The organism is Paenibacillus sp. Soil766 (assembly GCF_001428105.1).
GTDB lineage: Bacteria > Bacillota > Bacilli > Paenibacillales > NBRC-103111 > Paenibacillus_E.
Genome location: NZ_LMSJ01000025.1, coordinates 64,139 through 89,108, shown reverse-complemented (window position 1 = coordinate 89,108; position 24,970 = coordinate 64,139). Strand labels below are relative to the sequence as shown.

Below are 24,970 nucleotides of genomic sequence, written 5' to 3'. Positions count from 1 at the left end.
AAAAGGAACCGGGCAATGGCTTCGGTTCCTTTTCCTTTTTCACTATGGAACTCTATAGTGTCCTCCCCCTTGTTGAATGGTGGCGAATTAAAAATTTATTTGTCGATATATGGTTAATAATGGTACAAAAGATCTAGTTCCATGGTATTATGAAAATGCAGATATCCTAATATTTTGAAGGGTTGTGTTGTCATGTCTATGGATACGTTGAAAGTGAAGATCATTAAGAAAGCTTGGGAGGACGCGGATTTCAAGGCACGCTTGTTGGCCGATCCCCGTAGCGCGCTGAAGCAGGACTTCGGAATTGAAGTTCCTGAAGGTATTGAGCTGAGTGTGCTGGCGGAAACACCAGCTCATTATGCGCTGGTCATTCCCCCGCAACCGGAGGAATTGGATCAATTGACAGCTACTGGGGCAGAACTGAAGGCTGCTTGGTCCTAGTGTTGGAAACGAGAGGGAACCGGACAATGGCTTCGGTTCCTTTTCCTTTTTCACTATGGAATTCCAAGCTGCCCTCCATCACTTCGATGATACGGAAGGTAACCATCAGGCCGAGGCCGGTTCCTTTGGTTTTCGTTGAGAAGTACGGCTCTCCTAGTTTCGCGACCTGCTCCGGTTCCATGCCTTCGCCGTTATCTGCAATGCGGATGACAGCGGTTCCTCCCTCGGCCCAGGCGCTAATAGTAATGTGACCTTCTTCATGAAGGGACTCAATGCTATTCTTGATGATATTGATGAATGCCTGCTTTAACTTGGAAGAGTTGCCCAGAATAATTTGAGGTTCGGGCACGTGAACCTCAAGCTCTCCATTGTTCAGTAAGACCAGCGGCGTAATCATGGTTTCGATTTGGGCGAGCTCCTGCTGTAAATTTAGTTCTACTAGTGTATCCAGCTCCGGTTTCGCAAAGGTAAGGAAGTCCGTTATGATGCTTGATGCTCGATCCAGCTCCTGAATGGCTAAGGTAAAGTAGGACTTGTCGTGCTCCACTGATTTTCCCGAGAGTAACTGTAAGAAGCCTCTTGTGACCTGAAGCGGGTTGCGCACCTCATGGGCAATGGATGCGGCTAGTTCGCTGATGATCTGCATTTTCTCCGTCCGCTGTAGTTGGTGATTGTAAAGCTCCAACTCCTTGGAGTAGGAGAGGAGCCGGGCGTAGTCAGATGCAATGCGGCGGTTCAGGATTATCACCAGGGAAGCGATTAGAATGATGATGCCAAGCTTCCATAAATTGAATACATAGGATGTATCAATCGCGTATAACAGTAAGAGATCCATCACACCGGAAAGGGCAAGGATTAGAATGCCCAGGGAGAGAATCAGGGAATTGGGATTCCGCATGGCGTTCCGAAAGGCGAGGACGCAAATGAGAATCAGTTGTCCGATAATGAGCGGAGCATTCAGCCAGTTGCTCAGGAACATGTAAGGAGAATAAAAAGGCGTTCCAAGGATCTTATAACATACCATAACGCAGAAGCTAACCGAATAATAGACGACAAGCCAGCGAAACACTCGCTTGATCCATGGATACCGGCCTTCGAATATGTGGATGACGAAGTACAGCAAGGCAGGAATCAAAATATAAAGAGACGTATCAAATATAAATAAGAAAAAGTGTCCAAGCTCAGGAAAATAGTAGTAAGGCATAGACGAGTAGGTCATGATCAGAAGGCCGCTGCACATGACGAATAAGGTAAGCGCTAGAGCGGTGCTGCGTAGGGCCCGGTTCAGATACCAAGAGCAGAGGAGCATCAGGAGTGACAGGAAAGCAAAGCCCCCCCCTAGCAACAGGTCAGGCAGTTCCTTGCGGACAGCTTGCCGGAAGATTTCGGGAAGCTCGCCAAGCTGGACATTACTTTTGATGCCTGCCCGTTCCTTCCCCATTAGCAGCAGGTAGAGATCGCTGGTTATCTCAGTATGGTCGAGCGGCAGTTGGAGAAGGGTGCGCTCGAAGTCAAAGCTGTGATTGACCTGATAGACGAGCTTGTCATTCTCATAAATCCTTACATTCATGGCGTACAGGCGTTCAATATACAGTCCAGGTTTGGATAGGTTGGACGTCGGGGGGACCGTCAGGTGAATCCATGCACCGACCTTCCCATCGGGAATAGTAACCAACGGGTGCTCAACCGTGGCGGACAGCCATTCTCCGTCTATGTCAGGCGAGGCGGCTTCTGGAGCTCCAGCAGGAATCCATTGCACTTTCCAGCTGGTTATTGGAAGACTGGTGGAATCCTCCGATGAGCTTATATGGGGATACAGGAGCAATGCCAAGAAGGCAGCGCCGCCAAATGTGAGTAGTAACAAGATCAAGTGAAAACGCTTCATTTGTGCACCTCGTGGGAAACAACCCAATATTTTTATGTATGCCTATAAATTCGACAAAATTGTGTATAAGTCCTTTAGTCTCCGACAATTTTTTACAATTTTCTCAACATGCAAAAAGACCTACTTCACAACCGTAAACGAACGGATAGAAGAGGGTCTGTATTCAGATTATGGCATTACATGCTATCGGCCAGCCAGAATGGCATCAGCCAAGATATCCAACTGATTCTCGACGGCAATAGGATCATCATTATACAAGTAATTATAGTTAACGACGTGGACGTTTCCGTTCTTGACTGCTTTTAGATTTTTCCAGAGTTGCCTTCAAGCCTGTGTGTGTGGTTGTTAATCGTAATTATAACTGAATGCGCGTGTATAAAAAATAAACTATAGGCATCCCGATAATAGTGAAAGCCCTCGGTGTGCCAAGCCTCTGTGTACATAGACATGTTTTTGAGAACAGGAAGTCCTGAAATGCTCCATAACGAGTGCCAGCTCCTTCTATGATGCGTCTTCTTCATCCCTTGAAGAAAAGCCCTACAGGACGAATTAAAAAGGAGCCGGTTTGCTGTATATCATCAAGGATTATTTCTCGCTTCCTTCACCATTTGCGCAGCTGCAGTACGATCGGTGGCGTGAAGTTTATTGAGCACCAACGTCACATAGTTGGATACGGTCTTTGTGGTCAATCCAAGCTCTTTGCTTATTTCACTGTTCGAATATCCCTCGGCAATGAAATGTAGAACTTCTTTTTCCCGGGACGTCAGTTGGGTGAATCGGTCAAGAGTGGAGGTTGGCCGGGTTGCATAATCAATCATTCGCTCCGCTACCTCCGCACTGAATATGGCTTCTTTCGCGGCAACCGAGCGAATAGCGCGAATGATCTCGTCCGTATCAGCATCCTTGAGAAGGTAGCCTCTCGCTCCCGTCTTTAAGGCGGTAAGGACCGATGAATCGTCCTGGTGCATCGTCAGAAAAATAATCTGCACGTCCGGGTGATTCGATTTAATCTGATTGGCTGCTGCTACTCCGTTTATGCCGGGCATTCGGATATCCATCAAGATGACATCAGGCGATACCTGGCCGCATAGAGTAATCGCTTCCTCGCCGTTTGTTGCCTCGCCTACGACTACCATATCCTCTACCGTTTCCAAAACGGTTTTGAGTCCTTTGCGGTACATGGGATGATCATCGGCTATTAATATTTTCCACGTTCTCATTCTGAGACACTCCCATCTGTATGAAATTGCAAGGGCAGCCATGCCGCGACCCTCGTTCCTCCGCCTTCAGCAACCACAATCTGACTCCGTCCTCCTAGTTCTGCGGCTCTCTCCCGGATGGATGTTAAACCGATCCCACCTTCCGAGGCATGGGACACCGTTCGAATCGCATCGGAGATGCCAACCCCATCGTCCATAATTTCCACATAAAGCTCATCGATCTGCATCCTCGTATGCATCGCAATCGTAACCTGGCACGTGCGTGCTTTCGAATGTTTGACAGCATTGGTCAACGCTTCGGATACGATACGGTACACGGCAACTTCAACGGCAGCAGGTAACAGGGGCAGCACCTGAGGCGATGACACTTCCAGTTGAATCTGCTTACTTTCATCCGTACTATGCGCATTCATTACATACATCAGACGATCTGCCCGCTGGCGAATAGCTTCAACGAGACCATACTGATCCAATGCCGGAGGCCGGAGGTTATGGACGAATTCACGAACTTCGCTGACGATGACCCGAATATCGGATTCGAGCTCGGCGACAATACCTTTTGCTCGTGGAGGATCTTTGTGAATCAATGCGCCTGCTGCCGATGCGGTAAGGGCAAGAGAAGCGAGCTTCGGAGCCAAGTCATCGTGCAGATTGTTGCGTAAGGAGCGCCGCTCCTCTTCCCTGGCGAAGATCAGCTTCTCTCTTGATACTTGCAGCTCTTGCATGAGGCGGTTGATATCAAGAGACTGTTGAAGTCCATGAACGATTCGGGCAGATTCCCTGCCCAGCATATGGAGCAGGCGCATATCGGAACGGCTCAGCGGTTCATCGGATGACCGGGGGGAGACATAGAGGTTGCCGAGTTCTTGTCCTCCCACAACTAACGGAAACCGGAGGGACTCCGGTTCGCGTGGACATCCGGCTATCGCCGCTTCTTGCTCACGATCATTGACCAGTATTGTTATGGAGGCATGAGGCAGCTTCAGCATATCCTGTATCGTCATGACGACCGTTCCAAGAACCTGTTCTGGCGCATAGGGCTCCTTCAATCGATCACCAAGACCGACCAGGAAAGAGACGGGATTTTCTCTTTTGCCATATACGAATCTGTTTACCAGCTTCTCCAGACTTGCCTTCAATGGGGTGAATAAGACCGCGACCAGCCCTGTTGCGATTAGCGGATAGACGTCACTTTGGGATTGAAATACAAGTGCCAGATACCACACCGTCGTCAAATAAATGCCGAATAGCATGACGAGCAGCGTTGCGTAAACGAAACTTCTGCGAACGATGGGGGGAACCCCCCACAAGCGGTCTTTTAGCAAGGCAGAGCCAAGTGCAATAGGAATGGGCAGCATCGTTAGTCGAATGGAGAGATCTAGCCAGAATAGTTCGCTCTTATAGAGCTGGGGCCACACGATTAGCAATAGGTTCACACCAATTAATGCTCCGAAAGCGCTGATAAAACCGAAGGCAACTTTTCGAATGGCCTGTCTTGCCTTCGGTGAGACATTTGCACGATATTGCGTAAATTGACTATAGGCCAGCGTGCCGAAAAATAAAATAAGCCAGCCAAGCGACAGCCCCAATGGCCAATTGTCGATATGCATCACACGAAAAGGCAAGTAATCGGGCACATAGCGGACAAGGAAGGCAAGGACGGCGGTCCACCCAATCCATCTGCGGGTAATTCGACCGCTCGGAAATAGCAAGGCCAGGCACATGAAGCCTGATATCCCGGCAATCTGCGCGAGGGGAACGAGTATATCCGATTCTTCCCACTGGTGAAAGACGACATTTCCGAATACGAAACTCACGAGCGTAAAAGCAGCAATTGAGCCGAGTACATCTTTGGGCTTCAAGATCATAATCAGCGCAGCAACGAATGCAAAACAACAGAAATAGAACAAGTCGATTCCGATATGAAGGATGGCCAGGCCTGATTCAGTAAGCCCAAGAGTCTCTTTCCACTCTAAGGATAAGACGCTTATCGTCGTACCCGAGCAAATCCGATTCGAGCTAAAGCATGATTCCAGTAGATAGGAATAGTAGGATGGCAATGATGCCAAATAACATAGGATCAGAAGGAGATTAATTGAGATACTCCCGGTATACAGCGCAAATAGCCACCGGGAGTGGCGGTGGCCGACGGGGCTTGATTGTATCTCGAGTGATGGATTACGCAAAGCCTGCATAGTGAATTCACCTCATACGATTGCTGTAAATCATGACGGAGACATAGACTACGCCGAAGAGAATAGATGTGATTCCTCCTACGATTCCCCAACTGCCCGGGTGGTCTGGTACCGCAAGTGCCGAAACCCCAAGGTACATAAATGTAAGGCTAACGATAATTCCGAGTGCATAAGAACCGGCACGCTGCGAAGCTGTTAAAAAGCTGCCATACAACAATACAAACAGCATGGCCGTATGCTCGCCCCAGCCGAAATATTCCCCTGTCTCCGACCATTGCTGAATGCCTGCATGGATGGCTATGGGAATTAGAAAAATTGCTGCAATCGTCGTCAACACAAGCAGTGGGCTGGAGTAACCGGTGGGCGCAGCGAGCTTTATCGCGGCAGCACGCTTGTGGTAGAACGCGAACAAGATTGATAGTATCAGCGCGAACATCACGAATACAAAAGCTTTCCCAATCGCGAGTTTCGGTGCAGTTGCAGCGAATGACGCCAGAAACAGAAGATGACCCACTGCATAGAAGTGAAGCAGCATCGGCTTCTCAAAAGGTCGGCGCAGCAAGGCAATCAGGCTCCCCCCGAACATTAAGGCCAATAGCGCACCATGCGAAACAGCAAACCAGCGATAAGAATCGGGCACGAACGACTCGCCGTTGCAGCCCCCGCAATCCGAAGGCAACCAAGGCTCCAACGCCTCTGTGGCTCCCTCTAAGAAGAAAAAATCAAATAAGACAAATAATAAAGCAGTTGCAACGAACCCGATCTGCTTCCAACCCTTCGGTTGTTCGTTCTTAATTACTACAGTGTTCATTTCATCTATCCCCTCTCATTCTTCATGAGATCAGCATATCGAAATAAGATCCATAAGGAATAGAGGGAAATTCCCAATCGTTCGGGAAAGACGTCAGGAAGTTAATTCGTGTTAAGAGACATAATTCCTGCTGTATGAACTAACGATAGCGGAAGATGCGGTACAGGAGACAATGCTCTGTGTTTGCCGTGGAGCATACATGTTCTTGAGATTCAAAGCGGTCAAATCGCGCATGTTCATCATTTCATTGACCCTCAATTGTTTGCTAGGTTTGGTTTATCGGCAAATTTAGGGCTGGACCGATGATTTCATAATCGTTTATTCGTCTATATAAAATGAAAGCAAATTTCAGATCAACATCTATAAACCTATACCCAAACTTTGAAAAAGGAAGTAGGCGTGATGATGAAATCAACGCAGTCCAAAGACGGCACAACATTAGCGTACGATGTCTACGGCAGCGGCCCGGCGCTTATTTACGTCACGGGAGCTTCCTGTTACCGCTCTTTTAAGCCGATCGTGCAGGATGCCAAAGTATTTGCCACATCCTTTACCGTCTATAATTACGATCGCCGCGGACGCGGCGATAGCGGGAATACGCTGCCCTATTCGCTGGAGCGTGAAATCGAAGACATTGAAGCCATGATCGATGCATCCGGCGGCACCGCGTATGTATACGGCCATTCTTCGGGTGCCGTGTTGGCGCTTGAAGCTGCGCTCAGGCTTGGTGACAAAGTGCAAAAGGTAGCGATGTACGATGCGTCATATGTGCACGACGAGAAAGAAAAGGCAGAATATCAGCAACTAAGTCAGATCGTGCAAGAGCTGCTCGACGACGGCAATCATGCAGAGGCTATGCGTACCTTTCTGAAGGGGATTGGAATGCCGCGAGTGTTCGTGTGGCTATTGCCGCTATTTCCCGGCTGGCAGAAGATGAAAGCACTTGCGCCAACCTTAGCTTACGATATTGCGCTCACGCAGGACTTAGCTCCCGTCGAAAGAGCTGCTAAAGTAACCGTTCCAGCTTTAATCGGCGTTGGCGAGAAGAGTCCCACAGGATTACATGATGTCGCCCGGCAATTGGCGGATGCAATTCCCAATGCAAAGTACTCACAGCTTACAGGCCAAAACCACATGGTTAGTGCAAAAAAACTACTGCCGTTGCTATCGGAATTTTTTAGATAGGGCAGGCAGGAGCTATGGTGGAATAGAATAAGAATCTGGGGAAGGCACCTAGGCAGGTGCCTTTTAACTTGCGTAGGGTGGAGGTGAGGCCACTGTGGGAAAGATCGCTGGGGACCTTTCCCACAGTGACTCGGGTGACCGTGTTTCGTAGTATTGATCGAGATCAGTTATATAATCCATTTCAACCTTTGATGAAGTAATCCATCAGATTGTTTATTTTCTCCCACGACAAAGTCGGTCATATGGTACGTGAGATATTCTCCGTACTTGCTTTCGGTATTGAGCAGGAGCTCATCAACATGATAAATACCTACAGGAATATCATCTAGGAGCAGACTGGCCAAGCCTGCATAAATACCGCATGCGACTTGAAAATAGGTGGCATTCGTTTTGTGCTCCGCATAAATGTCACTACTTTTCATCGAATTGTACATAAACTTTTCCATATCCTCGTAAACCAAAAGAACCCCAACGAGGTCTTCGCCTTCAACCTCGCCTTTTTCTGGATCAATTATGCGCTGGTTCCAATCCCATAAATCGTCGACATGATCTAAATTGTTTCTGATTAATTCCGTTGTATATTCACTAACGCGATAAATAAATCCAATCTGTATATCAAATAATTCACCTAGTGTTAGTACTTCTTCATGCGGCATCAGACATCCGTAAAATTCCTTGTCTCCTAACCTTACTTTGTATTCCATTGCATAGACTTCTTCATATAAATAATGAGGCAAATGATGATGGACAAACATCGGATAGCTTAATATTGATTCATCCAGGAAACACTCGACCGACCAAGAAGTATAAATGGTGTTAGGTTCAATTAATGATTGGTCTGCAAAAAAGGAAGTATCATGTTCAACAATGTAGCAGGCTAAAGGTTTTTTGTCTGGATTTTCATGCATCAGTTTTAGCGCCATCCATTGTACGATACCGGGATTCATACCCGAGCATGTAATGGCCGTTGTATGGGTAAAATCAGTTTTTCTAGTTTTATATCTAGTATATCGCTCAGCAAGGGGAAAACCGTATAAGCTCTCGTCCTCATCCACTTGCGCATTTTCAAGGGCTGAATTGACGTACAATATGCCCAATTCGTTGCAGCAGTTAAGCATCTCAATCGTATCGGCCCATGATACATCAATGACTAATTTTGTATTTGTTTTAGTAAGGTGTTTCCGAAAGTTGCTGACATTCTTAAGATCTAGCTGGTGGAGCTTGATTAGACCCGAAAGATGGGGGAATAGTTGATCAAAATACGCTTTATCCTTTTGATAAATGTCAATGAGGTGAAGTTGCGAATGGCTTATGATAGGGTAGATAGGGTCATTTTTATCCTGAACGGATTGATTTAGAATGGCTAGTACCGCTTTAGCAACACCTCCGCTGCTGCCTAATATCGTAATGGAACAAGGGCCTGTACAATTCAACATCTCATCACTTCCTTCAATGTCATTCATGCTGTATGTTTAATATATGATTCTACTAATCGCAACGTAAGTGCTTCTACCCATGAATAAGGAAGTTAATAAAAAACTAGATTAAGAGGTTGAAGAAGTGGTAATTGTAGACTTATGTCACATGTAAAATTTCCCAAAACGTTCACGATTATAATACTTTTGACATTGTATGCGGGGTACTGCAATGATAAATTTAAACTAAAATTTTAGTTAGTTTTTATGAGGAGGCTAGAAGTATGAAGAAAGTGTGTATCGTAGGAGCGGGTCTAAGCGGATTAGTGACGGCGGCTTTATTAGTGAAAAGAGGGAACCAGGTTGTTGTTATGGAACGTGCACCGATTCTGGGTGGCAGAAGTCATGTCCTTTCCATGAATGGCTTTAAAATGAGTTATGGCGCCCATGCGGTATTAGCTCCTAAGCAGGAACCTATGCGTTCCATAGTTCAAGAACTGGAACTGCAGATGGAGTATAGGAAGGCGAGCTTGTCCAAATTTAAGCTCTTTATGGAAGGCAAAGTCATCTCAAGTCCGCTCGGCTTCGGTGCGCTGACCTCTCCCGCTATTTCGGGTCTATTCAATCATATGAAATGTCTGAAGCAATTTTACCAGATGGTTAAGCAAGCACCGTCTTTTCCGCAAAACATGTCCGTAGCCCAATGGATCCGGGAGAACGTGAGTAACCCCGAGATCGCCAAAGTCCTTTCAGCTTATGCATCGTTATCGGTCTACGACGGCGCACTCGACTTGTTCTCTATGAACCGTTTTGTTGAGTTAACCGCCCCCGAGTATGAAAAAAACGAGCCTTTAAGCTATATGGGGTATGACGTCCTCCTGGGTGAGTTGCAAAAAGCAATTACGCAAAATGGGGGCAGTATTCTATTGGGGAAAACCGTCTCGGATCTTATTGTTGAGGATGACCGAGTGACAGGTGTCGTTTGTGCGGGGGAACGGCATGATTTCGATGAAGTGGTGCTGAATGTACCTCCGAAAGAGTTAGGTAAGCTATTAAGTTATCCATCTCTTGCAGATGAGTTCGGCGGGTATATCAATCAAGCGGCTCAATATGTGTTCGTTTATGATATCATGTTATCCAAGAGGCTCCGCAGCGATATCGGTAATTTGTTGGATCTTGATGGAGGCTTCTATATAAATGATTACGGCTTAAACAATCCTTCTTCCGTCCCCCCTGGCGGGCAGTTGATCAACGGTCTCAAATTTTTGAGCGAACAGGAACAGTTAGACGACAGTCACGCGAAGTTGTCTCAAGCTGCATTTGATACTTTGCTCCATAGCGTATATCCTGGATGGGAAAAGTACGTGGTAAATAAACGGATGATAAACAGAGCTATGGTGAACGGAATCGCCAGAAGAACGAATGCCAAACTATTGCCTTTCCAAAGCCGAGCCGTTCGGGGATTATATCTGGTGGGAGATTCTACACAAGGGTCGGGAGCGCTTGGTATGCCTTGCTATGATAGCGCGAAGAAAGTAGCGGACTTATTATCCTAAACGAGTTAGGAAGTATGATATTGTTAAATGGAGGAATCCATGCATGGGTCAGGGAAAAGAAAAAATTCTTCAAACCTCTTTACAGGAATTTGCGGAAAAAGGATATGATGGGGCTAGAATCGATTATATTTCAAAGATAGCCGGTGTTAACAAGGCATTAATTTATTACCATTTTAAAAGTAAGGAAGAATTATTCACGGCGGTTATTAACGACTTGTTCGAAAAAGCGGTTCCCGTTTCAATTGAACCTACAGGTACATCCGTTCGCGAAAACTTGATTCAAGTCATGGAACATTTCATTGATTTTCTTCATTATAACCCGTATTTCGTGAAGATTATGGATCAAAGCGTCGCGCAAGATCGAGACATATTTCAACAGCTTCATAGCCAAAATTTCTTTTTTGAGATGGTGATGGGGTTGTACCAGCTTGGCGTCCAGACTGGCGAATGTAGGAAGGTCGATCATCCGGAAGATTTCGTTGTGAGTTTACTAGGTGCGGTTTATTTTTATTTCTCTCATCACAAGGCGATTCGGAAGTTTTACGGGAATATCTCCGAAGAGGAAGTCATCGCGATCCGAAAAAGAACGATGAAGGATATGATTACGAGGCTGACTTTTATGTGATCCGACCGAAAATTCGAAAGCGTATTGTTGCTGAAATACGTTATACTGAAAGCAACACTTCATAAGGACTGATACGAATGACCTTGCAGCAATTAAGATATATTCTAGCCATAGTGAGTTGCGGTTCTATTAGCGAGGCAGCCAAGCAACTGTTTATTTCTCAACCCAGCTTATCTAGCGCAGTGAAAGAATTAGAGCAGGAAATTGGCGTAGACATTTTTATGCGTTCGTCTAAGGGAATCGTGCTTTCGAATGAAGGAGCTGAATTTTTATCCTATGCGAGGCAAGTCGTTGAGCAGGCAGAACTTCTAGAGCAAAGGTATATGAACAAGCAACCTTCCAAAAAGTTATGCGCCATATCGACGCAACATTATGCCTTTGCCGTTCAAGCGTTCGTCAGCTTATTGAAAGACTTGAACACGAACGAGTATGAATGTACGCTGCGCGAAACTAGAACATATGAAATTATCGAAGACGTACGTAATATGCGCAGCGAGATCGGTATCCTATATCTTAATGACTTTAACCGGAAGGTTATTGAGAAAATATTAAAAGAAAGCGCGCTGGGATTCCACCCGCTGTTCGTAGCTGAGCCCCACGTCTTTATTAGTTCCGCGCACCCGCTTGCTGCTAAGACGATGTTTGAAATTGAGGATTTAGACGAGTACCCATGTCTCTCTTTCGAGCAAGGTGAATTCAATTCTTTTTACTTTTCGGAGGAAATTCTAAGCACGAGGTCGTACAAAAAGAAAATCTTGGTAAGCGATCGAGCGACATTATTTAATCTCCTCATCGGGTTAAACGGGTATACGATCAGTTCGGGTGTGATCAATGAGGACTTGAACGGAGAGCACATTAAATCGGTGCGCCTGAGAACGGAATCGAATATGCAGATTGGATATATCACCAATAAGAAAGCCAATTTAAGTCTGCTCGCCGCGGACTATGTTCGGAAGCTGAAAAGCGTCATCTCCGATTATGGTTATCCGATTCTAAGCGAAGAGGATGAACTCGACTGAGTTCATCCTCTTTCGTTACGTATATGATTACAACGTTTCTCTAACTTCTTTTGCAGCTTGAACCAAATGTCTTAGACTAGCCCAAGTTTCAGTTACCCCGCGTGTCTTCAGTCCGCAGTCGGGATTCACCCACAGCTTAGCGACCTCGATTTTGTCCAGCATACGGAACAGCCCCTGCTTGAGTTCATCCACGCTAGGAATGCGCGGAGAATGAATATCGTAAACCCCTGGACCAACCTCTGTTTGGAATCCGCACGCATTGATAGCATCGATAATCGCAAGGTCCGACCGGGATGCTTCAAACGTAATGACGTCAGCGTCCATGTCATCGATTTCTCGAATGATATCGCTGAATTGACTGTAGCACATATGGGTATGAATTTGTGTATCAGCCTGCACGCCGCTATGAACCAATCGGAAAGCAGGGATGGCCCAGCTCAAGTACTCGGCTTGCCAATCCGATTGTCGGAGTGGCAGTTTTTCGCGTAGTGCAGCTTCGTCGATCTGAATGATTTCAATATGATTAGCTTCCAGATCCAGTACTTCGTCTCTGATCGCAAGCGCAATTTGGATGGCGCTGTCTTGCAAGCTAATATCCTCGCGAGGGAAGGACCAGTTAAGAATTGTGACGGGACCGGTTAACATCCCTTTTACCGGTTTGTTGGTCAAGCTCTTCGCATAGGCTGAATATTCGACTGTCATTGGTCTGGAGCGGCTAATATCTCCCCACACAATCGGCGGCTTTACGCATCTTGTTCCATAGGACTGCACCCAAGCATTTTCTGTGAAAATAAAACCGTCTAAGCACTCACCGAAGTATTCAACCATATCGTTGCGCTCATATTCGCCATGGACCAGCACGTCCAAGCCAATTTCTTCTTGAATTGCGATGCATTCTGCGATCTTGTCGAAGTTGAACTGTTTATACTGCTCCTCGGAGATGGAACCTTTCTTGAAGGCGAACCGGTTCGCTCTAACCTCGGCTGTTTGTGGAAACGAGCCAATGGTTGTTGTCGGCAGGGGTGGCAGCTTGAACTTGGCATTCTGAAGCGCTTCCCGTTCCGCGAAGGCTGGCAGTCTCGTGAAGTCCGCATCTGTCAAGGTTGCCGTTCTCGTCTGTACGGTCTCATTACCCTTGAAACGGACGCCATTGAAGAGCTCTTCGTTTCGAAGATACAAATCAGCAGAATAAGGATCTGCATCCGTCAAGATTGCTTTGAGCTCCGCGAATTCACGAAGTTTTTCTTCGGCGAACGCAAAATAATGTTTATTCTCCTCAGACAACTTCGTTTCGTGTTGTAAGGAGTAAGGCACGTGCAGGAGCGAACAGGAGGAGCTAAGCACCAGATGATTGGCATGCCCTTTCAACTCTTGCACAAGTGAGATTGTGTTTGTATATTTGTTTCTCCAAATGTTCTTGCCGTTCACGACGCCAGCGAATAGCACTTTATCATTCGAAAATCCGATTTGCCGCACGAGTTCCAAAGATTGCTTTCCTTCGACAAAATCGATGCCAATTCCGTCGAATGGTAGAGCTTGCAGCTCTTGATAACAGTCTCTAACGTCCCCGAAGTACGTTTGAGCGATAACCTTGATGCTGCCTTTGGCAGATAGAATTCGTGCGTACAGGTCCGAGAAGAGCACAAGATCCTCTTTGGTCAGATCCGTTACCAGTGCCGGTTCATCCAGTTGAATCCAATTGGCGCCGAGGTCGTTTAACTTTGTCAGCACGTTCACATAAGCCTCTGCTGTTTCTTGAATGAAGTCGCGGGCTTGTTTGGCACCGGTATATTTAGCAAGCTTCAATAACGTGAATGCTCCGATTAACACGGGCTTCGTCGTGATGTTGAGCTGCTTAGCCTCCAAGAATTCATCGAATAGCTTCGTACCTACCAATTGAATGCTTGTGGAATCGTCGACTTCGGGAACCATGTAGTGATAATTCGTGTTGAACCATTTTTTCATGGCTAATGCTTTAACGTCGCCTTGTTCGCCTTGATACCCTCTGGCCATAGCAAAATACGTTTCTAATGGGCTAAGTTTCAGCGCTTGGTAGCGTTCCGGAATGATGTTGAACAAGCACGCCGTATCGAGCAGCCCATCATAGAAGGAAAAATCGTTAGATGGGATAAAGTCGATACTGTTCTCTTGTTGTCGTTTCCAATGGCTGGCTCTTAGACCGGTGGCCGTCTGCTGCAATTCATGGATTGTAATCTCGCCTTTAAAATATTTTTCGGATGCAAATTTAAGCTCTCGTAATGATCCGACTCTTGGATACCCGATAATGGATGTTTTCAATTTCAATCTCTCCCTGCTCTGAATGATGATTTGATTATAGAGCGGGGAAGATGCTATCGGAAAACACATAAAAACTATATCAGGGTATAGTTTTTTTATATGGAAGGTAGGTTAAGGCAACAGCATATAAGTACAAAACAAAAACCCGGCAAAATCTGCCGGGTTCAACTATAAATATGTAATTGCACAGAAAGAAACACTGTGGTATTATTAGAAAACCACCGTTTTTATTGATTTATTTCATAGTTATTGCATCATATCTACAATATTATCTTACCATGCGGTATCGCGGATTGTCAAGCGTTTATTTTACTCAAATTATTCGGGATGGAGCGTGTTTAGGAGATGTTAAACGTTTGGAAGCAAGAACAGGAGCGACTGTATCAGGTAATGGAAAAACTACAAAAGAGAATCGCTGAGCTGGAACCGGAGGTGGCCGGACTGCATAATCAGGCGGGGGATATCCGCAAACGATTCTGGGAAGAAGTCACGGTCAACACGAGTACGAATGAGGATTTTGAGGAGACCTTCTATAGTATTAAGCAGCAAGAAGCATTGTTGTCGGAACGGGAGCGCAGCTACAAGCTGCGACAACAGCAATGGAAAAGCATGAAGCGGCTATTGCAGTCACCGTACTTCGGTCGCATCGACTTTCATGAAGATGGTCAGGGCTTTAGTGAGCAGGTCTACATCGGTGTATCGTCTTTTGTCGATACGGATGGCTTGAGTTTTCTGGTCTATGACTGGCGAACACCTATTGCGAGCATGTATTACGACTATTCCCCGGGCTCAGCCTCCTATGACACGCCGGGAGGACGCATCGCGGGGACGATGGAGCAGAAACGGCAGTACCAGATCCGCGAGGGCCGACTTCAGAACGTGATCGACACGAGCTTAACGATCGGGGACGAATTGCTGCAGCAGGTGCTCGGTAAGGGTGCGGACTCTCAGATGAAGAGCATCGTGGCGACCATCCAGAAAGAGCAAAATGCCATTATTCGCGACGACAAAAGCCGTATGCTCATTGTGCAGGGGGCGGCTGGCAGCGGGAAGACCTCTGCGGCGCTACAGAGGGTGGCGTACTTACTATACACACACCGAGAGCGGCTCAAGGCTGACCAAATTGTTCTTTTCTCGCCGAATCCGATGTTTAACAGCTATGTATCCACTGTCCTTCCCGAGCTCGGCGAGGAAAATATGCAGCAGACGACCTTCCAGGAATATCTGGAATATGGGATTGGAACGGCATTACATCTAGAGGGCCCGTTTGATCAGATCGAATACGTGCTGACCGAACAATCCACGCGAGAGTATGAGGCTCGGTTGGAGGGGATTGCATATAAGGCGTCTGTAGCGTTTCTTCAAGCTCTTCAGAGTTATGCGAGGTGGCTGGGGCAGGAGGGAATGCGATTCAACAGCATCCGGTTTCGAGACCGTGATTTGATCACCGTAAAACAAATGGAAACACAGTTTTACGGTTATGATCCTTCCATCCGCGTGGCCAATCGCGTTGCTATGCTGCAAGAGTGGTTGCTGAAGGAGCTGACTTTGTTGGCGCGCAAAGAGCAGGAAGAACCCTGGGTGCAAGAGGAGCTCAATTACCTCGACAACGAGCAGTACGCTGCCGTGTATAGTGAGCTGCATAAAGAGAGGGGGGTCTTTGAATTTGCAGAACAATATGAAGCCATTCAAGAGATGCTCCAGAACAAGCGCCGGCGAGACGAAGGCGACTTCGACTATGCCGAGCGGGAAGAAGAATTGCTGCGCAACATGATCGTGAAGGAGCAGTTCAAACCGTTGCGGCGAAGTGTGAAGCGAATGTTGTTCATAGACATGATTGGACTGTATGTCCAACTGTTCGGTAATAAGGATGATTATCCGATGATGACGAATGAGAGCGAGGTTCCGCAGTTTTGGCCGGAAATCTGCGAGCAAACGAAGGAGAAGCTTGGACGGCTTGAACTGTTCTATGAGGATGCGACGCCATACCTGTATGTAAAGGAGCTCGTGGAGGGTGTTCGGATGAACACGGAGGTACGACATATCTTCGTTGATGAGGGTCAGGATTATTCGATGTTTCAATATGAATATCTTAAAAAGCTGTTCCCCCGAGCTCGCATGACAGTACTCGGCGATTTCGGGCAGGCTATCTTCACGCAGGCAACGGAATTGTACGGGGCAGATTCGCCGCTAATCCGACTTTACGGCGAGACGGACACTAGCTTGATTCGCCTTGTTCGCAGTTATCGGTCAACCCGCGAGATCGTGGAGTTCACGAAGTCGTTGCTGCCGGATGGAAAAGAGATTGTGCCTTTCGAAAGAACCGGGAAGAAGCCGCTCCTCTGTAAGGCTGGCGGTGATGAGCAGTTGGCGGCACGAATGGTAGGGGATCTTGCGGCTCTTCGAGCGGAAGGCTTCGACTCCATCGCCGTTATTACGCAAACAGCTGCCGAAAGCAGAGAAGCTTACGACCTCTTGAGCGCGCAGGGATGCTCGTTGCTGCAACTTGTTACGCAACAGACGCTTACCTTCGAGAAGGGAACGATGGTCATTCCCGCTTATCTCGCGAAGGGCGTTGAATTCGATGCCGTCTTAATCTACGATGCTTCTTCACGGACGTACCATCGGGAGAGCGAGCGCAAACTTTTTTATACGGCATGCACACGTGCAATGCACCGGCTTCTTCTGTACACGACGGGTGAATGGACACGATTCATTCTAGAATTGGATGAGTCTTTGTATGAGTTAAATCAGTAGGGCATCAAAGTGAGGTCGAAAGAAACGACTTTCAATCCAAAGACTGACTTTTCGAAGTGCCTCGGCACCGGATCGTCAGTCTTTCGTATATCAGCCTATCACGATAACTTATTGAAAATGCCGCTCTATAGCCTCAAGCCGAGGGAGCGATACGCCTAGCTTACGGGCTTCGGCCAGAACATCATTAGGGAAGTGAGCGAACGATTCGCGCGAAATGTAGGCTGTACGTTCCATTCTGTCCATGATGGCCGCAGGCACCGAGTTGACTTTTAATAAATTGTACGCGGCATATCCAATTAACCTGGCGGGGAGTCGCATCGCTAGCGAAGTGCCTAGACCGATTTTGCCTCCCTTGGCTGAGATTAATGGAAGCATCTCGCGAATTAGCAAAATCGCATTTGCTACCTTCTTATGTGATTGATAGAGGTTGCGATAGCTGCCTTCTTTCAACGCCTGGGCGGCCATTCCTGCATTCAGGATGAAGTGGAACCAGTACCAGACTTGTATATCTTTTTGCCATGAAAAAGAAAACCCCGCTTGCCGGAAAAGCGCTACGACACGTTGATGCCTCGATGTAGAAGCCGCCGTCGCTTCAGTTTGCAAATAGATCGATTTCATAAAACCGCCCTCTAACTTATTATGGCTGCTAAACCCCCCGCCACCCGCAGGGAAGCCCCAAATGATCTGGTCCATAGGCAGACCCTTTGCAAAGATAGACAGATCCTTCCAGACATTATTGAAAAGTAGGATGGTTGCCTTCCCTATATAGGGACCAATGACTTTGACGACATCCTCAAATTGATTATGATTGACGCTCAGGACGATCAGGTCATAGTCATGATTGTGGGTAAGCTCTTCACGCATCTGAATCGGCCATCTTTCCTTCATGGGAACACCTTTAAAGCTTGTACGGCCATCGAGTACATCTAAATCGATAAACGGACCGAATTGCTCCATCCGTCCTGGTCGGACATAAAATTCGACTTCATGTCCTGCTTTTTCAAACGCCCATCCATACTGTGCAGAAATGACGCCACGACCAAACATTAATATTTTCATAGGTGGGCTCCTTGTAATAGTTTTTAAATTAATGGTCATATATTTAAAAACTAATATATCTTGAGGTGCTGCGCATGTCAACAAGTTTTTAAATATGATATATTAAGTTTAAAAACTAATTGTCTTGTGAGATAATACTTGTATCAATGTTAAAAGGGGTATTCGTGTGAACAAATATGAAATCAGAACGAATCAGAAGAAAGAGGCGATTATACAATCGGCGCTTGAGCTATTCCGGGAAAAAGGATATACCAGTGTCAGCATAAATGAGTTGGCAGCCGCCTCGGGAGTTTCTTCTGTATCGATTTACAATTATTTTGGAAGCAAGGAGGGACTGGTTAAGGAATGTGTGCGCATTCTATTGCGGGAAACGACACAAGCGGTGGAACGTTTATTGAACGAGGGTATTGGATTCAAAGAGAAGCTGATGCAGGCTGTGGCGCTTTGCACTGAAATGCCGAATAAACGAATGGAACACTATTTCTCTAAAGAAGCGATAGACGACCAAGTGTTTGTCGAGTTATTCAGCAAAAGCACGAGCGAGATTCGGATGGATATCCTGGGTGCATTCATTGAAAGCGGCAGAGAGGAAGGGGCAATCGACGCCTCAATTTCGACAGAGACGGTATTGGAGTTTCTACAGGCTGTGGGTTGCATGCAAAATCAATGGGGAACGGCTTCCGAATATAGGTCGAAGGTCGGTGAATTATATAAACTTATGCTATATGGTCTGATCGGACGTTGAAGATATATGCAGGTAATTTTGTTCTAGCATATTGCTTCATATTTATGTATAATACCACCAAATAATAGTTTGGGGTGACAGGGCGTGCAGAAGCGCTGGATCGAAGTCATTGAAGCAGAATTGCTTCCGAATTTGCAGATTGCCAGTGAGCGGACTTATGACCCGATCGTTGTTTACAGTGTCCCTGAGCCGTGGCGGCTTGTCGGAGCGGGTAATTATGCGGCTGTGCTGATGCATCCAAGCTATCCGGATATGGTGGTAAAGGTGTACGCGCCGGGACGGCCAGGTATAGAGGATGAGAAAGAAATATATCGACGGCTGGGTAAGCACCCGGCATATTCCGAATGCCTGTATGCGGGTGATACTTATCTTGCATTGCGTCGATTAACGGGCGTTACGCTGTATCAAAGTTTATTGCGTGGCATCCCGATTAAGCGTCAAGTGTTAAACGATATCGATGAAGCGTTGAAGTACGCGGTTAGCCGAGGATTGACACCCCATGATGTGCATGGCAAGAATGTGATGCAGCACAATGGTCGAGGCTTGGTTGTCGATGTATCGGATTTCTTGAAAGAAGACGATTGTTCGATGTGGGACGATTTGAAGCGCGCGTACGATCGTTTCTATTTCCCCTGGCTGCGCAGGATACCGCTTCCGGAATTCTTACTGCACTTAGTTCGGCGAGGTTACAGGAAATATCGCAGATGGGCGCGACCTTCGGGTGAGTTACACAAGAAGGGTATGTAAAATGGTATTATTATTGCAGGAGCTTGCCGCGGCCAGCTCCTTTTTGTACGTTTGCCGTTATGTGAGTAATGCGGGTTAGATTGGAGAGATCGTAATGGGAAATACGGATAAGTTTGAAATGATAGCGAATGTATATGACACGCCGGAAAGAATTCATATTGCCAAGGTATCATCAGATGCCATTCGTGAATATGTAGTTGACGCAAAGAGTAAGCATGCAATTGATTTCGGGTGTGGAACCGGTCTTGTCGGAATGAATTTGTTAAACGAGTTTAAGTCGATGCTTTTTCTGGATACTTCACCAAACATGATTCATCAACTAAAGCAGAAAATTTCTGATTTACATATTCAGAATGCAGATACCTTATGCTTTGATTTCGAAAAGGAAGGTCTATCGGATTTGCATGTGGATTATATATTCATGGCGCAGGTTCTACTTCATATTCCGGATGTAGAATTCGTTTTATCCAGATTATTTGATGTACTCAATGAAGGAGGACATGTAGTAATCGTGGATTTTGATAAAAACGAAAACGTAGTTTCCGATCTGGTTCATAACGGATTTAACCAAGAGAAGCTAACTGACATGATGACGAGAATAGGGTTCAGGAATATTCAATCGAAAACATTCTATCAGGGAAGTAACATATTCATGGGACAAGATGCATCTATGTTTGTTCTTGATTCTCAAAAGTAAATGTTGCAACGCAAACGTTTATATTGAATTCCTTTTTGGTATAATAATAGGAAATAGTGATAGAAAATGAGGGATGGAAATGTCATATATGGTTGATTTTAAAAATGTGTCTACGGTAGGTTTAGAGTCTTCACCTGTCGCAGAAGCGCTTGCTGGTTTACGTGCGAATGAAGCCCGTTACTTTATGAACAAGTACAAACATGAATTTACGGTCGTACCTGCTAGCGAAAGCCAGGAAAATCTTGATTATGTGAACCTCATTTTGAAAGAACGTGATCTTGCTTTTGCTGCCAAACCTTTAGAAACGTCACGTTTTCAAGTGGAAAACATCCAGTTTACCTATGTCTTCTATGAGGATGGTCTTAGCGTTAATGTCATGTATACGGTGGATGATCCTAAGAAACGGGCCGTTGGTTTTAAGCTTTCTGAGGGGATGGAGATTCCAATGGAGTTAGAACCGAAGTTCAAGTTTGCTAGACAGAAATCCAAATTAGCTGGAACCATTCGGGGTTCGTTTTTTGTAATTAAAGGACAATACTAGATTTTCATATTGTTATAAATCTTACCTCCCCGCATCAGTTGATGCGGGTTTTGCTGTTGGTGGAAGTAAATCGCGGCATAACCTTAATGGTTACTTCCGTGCTGACGGGTTGCGCGATCCATACGTCAAATAAATCACAAGCTACAACCCTTGGATATGTGAATGAGGTTGATAAAAGTAAAATCATGACATCTGGGATTACCGTAGATGAAACCAAATGGCAGGCCATGTTGGACAACGCGGCAGAAGAAGAATATATCTCAGCAGACATTACGATTAATGGTACAACGATATCAAATGTCGGCATTCGCCCTAAGGGTAATTCTAGTCTCTCTTCGATTGTGCGAGATGAGACGACAGACCGTTACAGCTTCAAGATTAAGTTCGATGAGTATGTGGAGGGTCAAACCCTATAGAGGTTCGCAGGCTTAAAACCGACAAATCGCAATAAGTGCAGCTAACGCGAAGAACACAATGTTCACGCCGATTTCCCGATATTCCTTGCGTGAAACATGAAATAGGGCACCGAGAAGAACGATTGCGGCAAGTCCAGTTGCAGCAATTGGTGACAGGATAGGTGCAATTTTGGTCGCCTGAGGCAGAATAAGTCCAAGTGCTCCGAGTAATTCAACGATCCCAATAAAGACAACGACCCCTTTTGAAACATCTTTTACCCAACCCCAAGAAGACTTCGCTTGTTCATACTGAAATGCCTTCAACCAACCAGAATAGACAAAACCTATTGCTGCAAGACCTTGAATGATCCATAGAGCGATATTCATGAATGTGTGTAACCTCCTCATTACTTTTCAGCATCTCTACAGGTATAATAAACGCAAGTATTCGATTAAGGAAGTAGGCACTTATTCTAAACAGAGTAAATAAAAAGTTACCTAACAAAGGGAAGTGTGGTCTATATGAAAGAGTATTGTAAATTTGAATCGGCGCTAGATATTTTAGTAGGAAAATGGAAACCCGTCATTCTGCTTCAGCTTATTTCAAACGGCACTATGAGATTCAGTGAGCTTCAGAAAGCGATACCGGATATCAATAAAAAGATGCTTACCCAACAATTAAGAGAACTTGCGTATAACGATATCGTACATCGTGAAGTGTATAACCAAGTTCCTCCAAAAGTAGAATATTCAATTTCCGAATACGGCAAGGGCTTGAGTAAGGTCCTACAGCCTTTGAATGATTGGGGTGCAGCTCATATGGAGCATATGAATAATTTATACGGGGAAGATCGTCAGAGGTAGATGTAGTAAGCGCGCTAATAAAACATGTACGTTTAACTAGCAGTACTTTCGACCGAATGAGTTGCATTTTATAGGAATAAAGACCTATTCGCCTACATGCCTTCATGTTATAATTTGGATAAATTCATGGCAGGAAGTAAGGTGAATAAGTTGAAGAAATATCTAGGGCAAGTCATTCTAGCTGCATGCTTAGTGGTTGGTTTACTACTTAAGATACCACACAGTTCCAATGCGATTACAGTACCGCAGATTATGTCGGTCGAGTCGACAACACCGGATGGTGCCTATAAAGTTGGCACTATGATTATGATTTCAGTGAAGTTTAATAGCGCAGTAACGGTAGAGGGTTCCCCATCCATCGCGCTGAATAGCGGAGGAACAGCCCCATATACCTCAGGTAGCGGTACGGACACACTCCTCTTTACGTATACCCCACAATTAGGCGAAAATTCAACGGATTTGGACTGGTCAGCTGAAAATTCCCTCGCGTTAAATGGCGGCAGTATCATGGATTCTTCGAATGCCTCACCTGCCAATCTATCAACTGCCTTACCCGCACTTGGCGCTGTTAAGAACTTAGTGGTCGACACCATTGATCCTGAGAAGCCCGTTATTACGTTGTCGACGACACTACCAACGCATGAAGTAACTGTGAGTATTAGCTATCCGTCAGATACGGTGAAAATGGAATACCAGCTGTGGGGAGATAATCGTTCGACATACGCTGCCCCTTTCAAATTGACTTCGAATCGAACGATTTCGGCGTATGCCGTGGATACGGCAGGCAACTCATCGGAGACGGTAGTAGGAATCGTTAATTTAGATACAACACCACCAAGTGTACAGGCTAAAATAAAGGGAAGTGTACAAGCAACCTATTCAAATGTGGTTAAGCTGGAAATGACGGGCCAATCTGCGGACGTAAGTGACATGCAATTCTCAGATGGAAATGACATCTGGTCCGAATGGGAACCATATGATTCGTTCAAAGCTTATACATTGCCGCCAGGCGCAGGACTGAAGACCATTTATGTTAGGGTCAAAGATGCTGCAGGCAACCTCAGCGAAGCATATCCGGTATCGATTACTTTACTGTCCTCGAATGAAGAGAAGAATCTAGCCTTATATTCGAGTATGACGGATTATCCCCAGGTGATTGCCTCGTATACATGTTGTGGACATGGTGAAGATGATGGACAGCGAACGGTCAATGGTTTATTCGACTATTCAGATAGCGCGCACGATAGATGGACGAACTACGGTGGCAATGCATCGGATTACTTAATTTATGATTTAGGTGAGTCCAAAATATTTAACCAAATTAAGATTTACCTCTTTAACGATGGCGGAGGTGTGCAGCTCCCATCCAGTTATGATGTGCAATATTGGATGAATAATCAGTGGATCGGTCTACCGAATCAAGTTAAAACTCCTTTAACTTCCACGGCTACTAGTAATAAGGCGGGAGCTACCAAGGAAAATACCTTGAATACAGTCAACTTTAATCCCATCTCAACCAACCAAATCAAGGTAACTATGCATAAAGGAAGTGCCTTTACCGGGTTTGTTGAGTTGGAAATTTTGCTCCATGTCACAGCAACCGATACACAAGCCGCAGGCAGTGTGCAGGCAGCTATTGAAGCATTGCCTACTGAACTTAAGGTGGGATTATCTGATGCTAGTGCCGTTCAGGCAGCACGTGCGAGCTACGACACGCTCTCGGTAACCCAACGAACTTTAGTGAACAATGTCGATAAGTTGATAGCGCTAGAAAATAAAATACTTATGCTTCAAGCGGCGGATCAAACTGCAGCGGCACCAGTTATCGCAGCTATCTACAATTTACCGAATCGGGATGCTGTAAAACTATCAGACAGTGAAGCTATTCAAGCAGCACGTGCCGCATTCGAGACGCTTACAGAGAGTCAGAAAGCTTTAGTAACCGGATTAGATCACTTAATCCAAGCAGAAACGGCTCTACATGAGCAAGAAGCGGTGCTAACAGATCTATCTGTGGAATCAGCCTTTAGCAATAGAGCGGGAAATGAAGTCACGCTGAAAGTGGCGTCCCCGTTGGACATCAGCTATACACTGGCAGCGAATCTGTTTCATATTCGTGTAGATGGTGAAGAATTGACAGTCGCAGAAGCTTACTTTGATTACAGCGATTTGAGTTATCAAACAATTAAACTTATGCTCTCCTCACCTATACAAGCAAATGCAACAATAGTTACTGTAGATATACAGCGTGGTGCGTTACGGACTAAGCTACGTAAATTAAATAATCTGATCTCAGATAGACAAATAATTACGTTTAAATCAGTAGATGTTATAGCAGATGATCAGATTAATATTGAAGATATAGCTGCAATCGCTAGTCGTTCTGAATGGCATATCGATGTTAATCGTGATGGTGTCTTTAATAGTGATGATGTGAAGAGTCTGCTAAGTCAAATTCATGGTATAACTGATCCAAATGACTATACGGATTAGTTCTATTCTGAGAAATGAGGAA

At 45.7% G+C, this 24,970-nt stretch carries 21 protein-coding genes; 13 read left to right on the top strand and 8 right to left on the bottom strand.

Features of this window, described 5'->3' with window-relative positions; all coding sequences use genetic code 11:
- Window positions 1–192: 192 nt before the first annotated feature.
- A complete protein-coding gene (locus ASG89_RS20315; RefSeq protein WP_057312905.1) occupies window positions 193–441 on the top strand; it encodes an NHLP leader peptide family RiPP precursor in 249 nt (82 codons plus the stop codon).
- Here ASG89_RS20315 and ASG89_RS20310 read toward each other — a convergent pair.
- The 4 genes from ASG89_RS20310 to ASG89_RS20295 form a co-directional block, all read right to left on the bottom strand.
- Window positions 407–2,326 carry a sensor histidine kinase gene (locus tag ASG89_RS20310; protein WP_057312904.1) on the bottom strand — a complete coding sequence of 640 codons (1,920 nt, stop codon included), beginning with the start codon at window positions 2,324–2,326 and terminating at the stop codon, window positions 407–409. The genes ASG89_RS20315 and ASG89_RS20310 overlap by 35 nt on opposite strands.
- Before the next feature lie 578 nt (window positions 2,327–2,904).
- Window positions 2,905–3,546 carry a response regulator transcription factor gene (locus ASG89_RS20305; RefSeq protein ID WP_057312903.1) on the bottom strand — a complete coding sequence of 214 codons (642 nt, stop codon included), beginning with the start codon at window positions 3,544–3,546 and terminating at the stop codon, window positions 2,905–2,907.
- Entirely contained in the window at window positions 3,543–5,741 is a 2,199-nt protein-coding gene (locus tag ASG89_RS20300; protein WP_057312902.1) for a sensor histidine kinase, read from the bottom strand. The genes ASG89_RS20305 and ASG89_RS20300 overlap by 4 nt, the downstream gene beginning before the upstream one ends.
- Before the next feature lie 7 nt (window positions 5,742–5,748).
- Window positions 5,749–6,552: a hypothetical protein gene (locus tag ASG89_RS20295; protein WP_057312901.1), complete on the bottom strand. Its 804-nt coding sequence runs from the start codon at window positions 6,550–6,552 to the stop codon at window positions 5,749–5,751.
- Window positions 6,553–6,954: 402 nt separating this feature from the next.
- Between ASG89_RS20295 and ASG89_RS20290 the strand changes: the two genes are divergently transcribed.
- On the top strand, window positions 6,955–7,737 hold the full coding sequence (locus ASG89_RS20290; RefSeq protein WP_235549846.1) for an alpha/beta fold hydrolase: 783 nt from the start codon (window positions 6,955–6,957) through the stop codon (window positions 7,735–7,737).
- 167 nt (window positions 7,738–7,904) lie between these two features.
- Here ASG89_RS20290 and ASG89_RS20285 read toward each other — a convergent pair whose 3' ends face one another.
- Window positions 7,905–9,173, bottom strand: a complete 1,269-nt coding sequence (locus tag ASG89_RS20285) for an S-adenosylmethionine decarboxylase related protein (protein WP_057312900.1) — start codon at window positions 9,171–9,173, stop codon at window positions 7,905–7,907.
- Window positions 9,174–9,436: 263 nt separating this feature from the next.
- Here ASG89_RS20285 and ASG89_RS20280 point away from each other — a divergent pair, with 263 nt between their 5' ends.
- The 3 genes from ASG89_RS20280 to ASG89_RS20270 all read left to right on the top strand — a co-directional run bounded on the left by ASG89_RS20280 (window position 9,437) and on the right by ASG89_RS20270 (window position 12,352).
- A complete protein-coding gene (locus tag ASG89_RS20280; protein WP_057312899.1) occupies window positions 9,437–10,708 on the top strand; it encodes a phytoene desaturase family protein in 1,272 nt (423 codons plus the stop codon).
- Between the two features lie 43 nt (window positions 10,709–10,751).
- On the top strand, window positions 10,752–11,333 hold the full coding sequence (locus ASG89_RS20275) for a TetR/AcrR family transcriptional regulator (RefSeq protein ID WP_057312898.1): 582 nt from the start codon (window positions 10,752–10,754) through the stop codon (window positions 11,331–11,333).
- Window positions 11,334–11,410: 77 nt separating this feature from the next.
- A complete protein-coding gene (locus tag ASG89_RS20270) occupies window positions 11,411–12,352 on the top strand; it encodes a LysR family transcriptional regulator (protein ID WP_057312897.1) in 942 nt (313 codons plus the stop codon).
- A 27-nt stretch (window positions 12,353–12,379) separates the two neighbouring features.
- Here ASG89_RS20270 and metE read toward each other — a convergent pair whose 3' ends face one another.
- Window positions 12,380–14,650, bottom strand: coding sequence for a 5-methyltetrahydropteroyltriglutamate--homocysteine S-methyltransferase (gene metE / locus ASG89_RS20265; protein WP_057312896.1), 2,271 nt, complete (start codon window positions 14,648–14,650; stop codon window positions 12,380–12,382).
- Between the two features lie 345 nt (window positions 14,651–14,995).
- Between metE and helD the strand changes: the two genes are divergently transcribed.
- The gene (gene helD, locus ASG89_RS20260; RefSeq protein WP_057312895.1) at window positions 14,996–17,407 is read left to right on the top strand and encodes an RNA polymerase recycling motor HelD; all 2,412 of its coding nucleotides are present in this window, start codon (window positions 14,996–14,998) and stop codon (window positions 17,405–17,407) included.
- Window positions 17,408–17,515: 108 nt separating this feature from the next.
- On the opposite strand, the gene ASG89_RS20255 is transcribed toward helD, so the two are convergent.
- Window positions 17,516–18,466, bottom strand: coding sequence for a ketopantoate reductase family protein (locus tag ASG89_RS20255; RefSeq protein ID WP_063868039.1), 951 nt, complete (start codon window positions 18,464–18,466; stop codon window positions 17,516–17,518).
- 166 nt (window positions 18,467–18,632) lie between these two features.
- Between ASG89_RS20255 and ASG89_RS20250 the strand changes: the two genes are divergently transcribed.
- From ASG89_RS20250 to ASG89_RS20230, 5 genes are all read left to right on the top strand, one after another.
- Complete coding sequence (locus ASG89_RS20250) at window positions 18,633–19,211, top strand: TetR/AcrR family transcriptional regulator (RefSeq protein WP_057312894.1); 579 nt, start codon at window positions 18,633–18,635, stop codon at window positions 19,209–19,211.
- 84 nt (window positions 19,212–19,295) lie between these two features.
- Window positions 19,296–19,958, top strand: a complete 663-nt coding sequence (locus tag ASG89_RS20245) for a hypothetical protein (protein ID WP_057312893.1) — start codon at window positions 19,296–19,298, stop codon at window positions 19,956–19,958.
- Window positions 19,959–20,052: 94 nt separating this feature from the next.
- Window positions 20,053–20,655 (top strand): class I SAM-dependent methyltransferase, encoded by a 603-nt coding sequence (locus ASG89_RS20240; RefSeq protein ID WP_057312892.1) that lies wholly within the window; start codon window positions 20,053–20,055, stop codon window positions 20,653–20,655.
- Between the two features lie 79 nt (window positions 20,656–20,734).
- Window positions 20,735–21,196 (top strand): hypothetical protein, encoded by a 462-nt coding sequence (locus ASG89_RS20235; protein WP_057312891.1) that lies wholly within the window; start codon window positions 20,735–20,737, stop codon window positions 21,194–21,196.
- 86 nt (window positions 21,197–21,282) lie between these two features.
- Complete coding sequence (locus tag ASG89_RS20230) at window positions 21,283–21,612, top strand: hypothetical protein (RefSeq protein ID WP_057312890.1); 330 nt, start codon at window positions 21,283–21,285, stop codon at window positions 21,610–21,612.
- Window positions 21,613–21,624: 12 nt separating this feature from the next.
- Here ASG89_RS20230 and ASG89_RS20225 read toward each other — a convergent pair whose 3' ends face one another.
- Window positions 21,625–21,978 (bottom strand): DoxX family protein, encoded by a 354-nt coding sequence (locus ASG89_RS20225; protein ID WP_057312889.1) that lies wholly within the window; start codon window positions 21,976–21,978, stop codon window positions 21,625–21,627.
- Between the two features lie 135 nt (window positions 21,979–22,113).
- Here ASG89_RS20225 and ASG89_RS20220 point away from each other — a divergent pair, with 135 nt between their 5' ends.
- Together ASG89_RS20220 and ASG89_RS20215 are read left to right on the top strand one after the other, a co-directional pair.
- Window positions 22,114–22,455, top strand: a complete 342-nt coding sequence (locus ASG89_RS20220) for a winged helix-turn-helix transcriptional regulator (protein ID WP_057312888.1) — start codon at window positions 22,114–22,116, stop codon at window positions 22,453–22,455.
- A gap of 114 nt (window positions 22,456–22,569) precedes the next feature.
- Complete coding sequence (locus ASG89_RS20215) at window positions 22,570–24,948, top strand: discoidin domain-containing protein (RefSeq protein ID WP_235549844.1); 2,379 nt, start codon at window positions 22,570–22,572, stop codon at window positions 24,946–24,948.
- Window positions 24,949–24,970 lie beyond the last annotated feature (22 nt).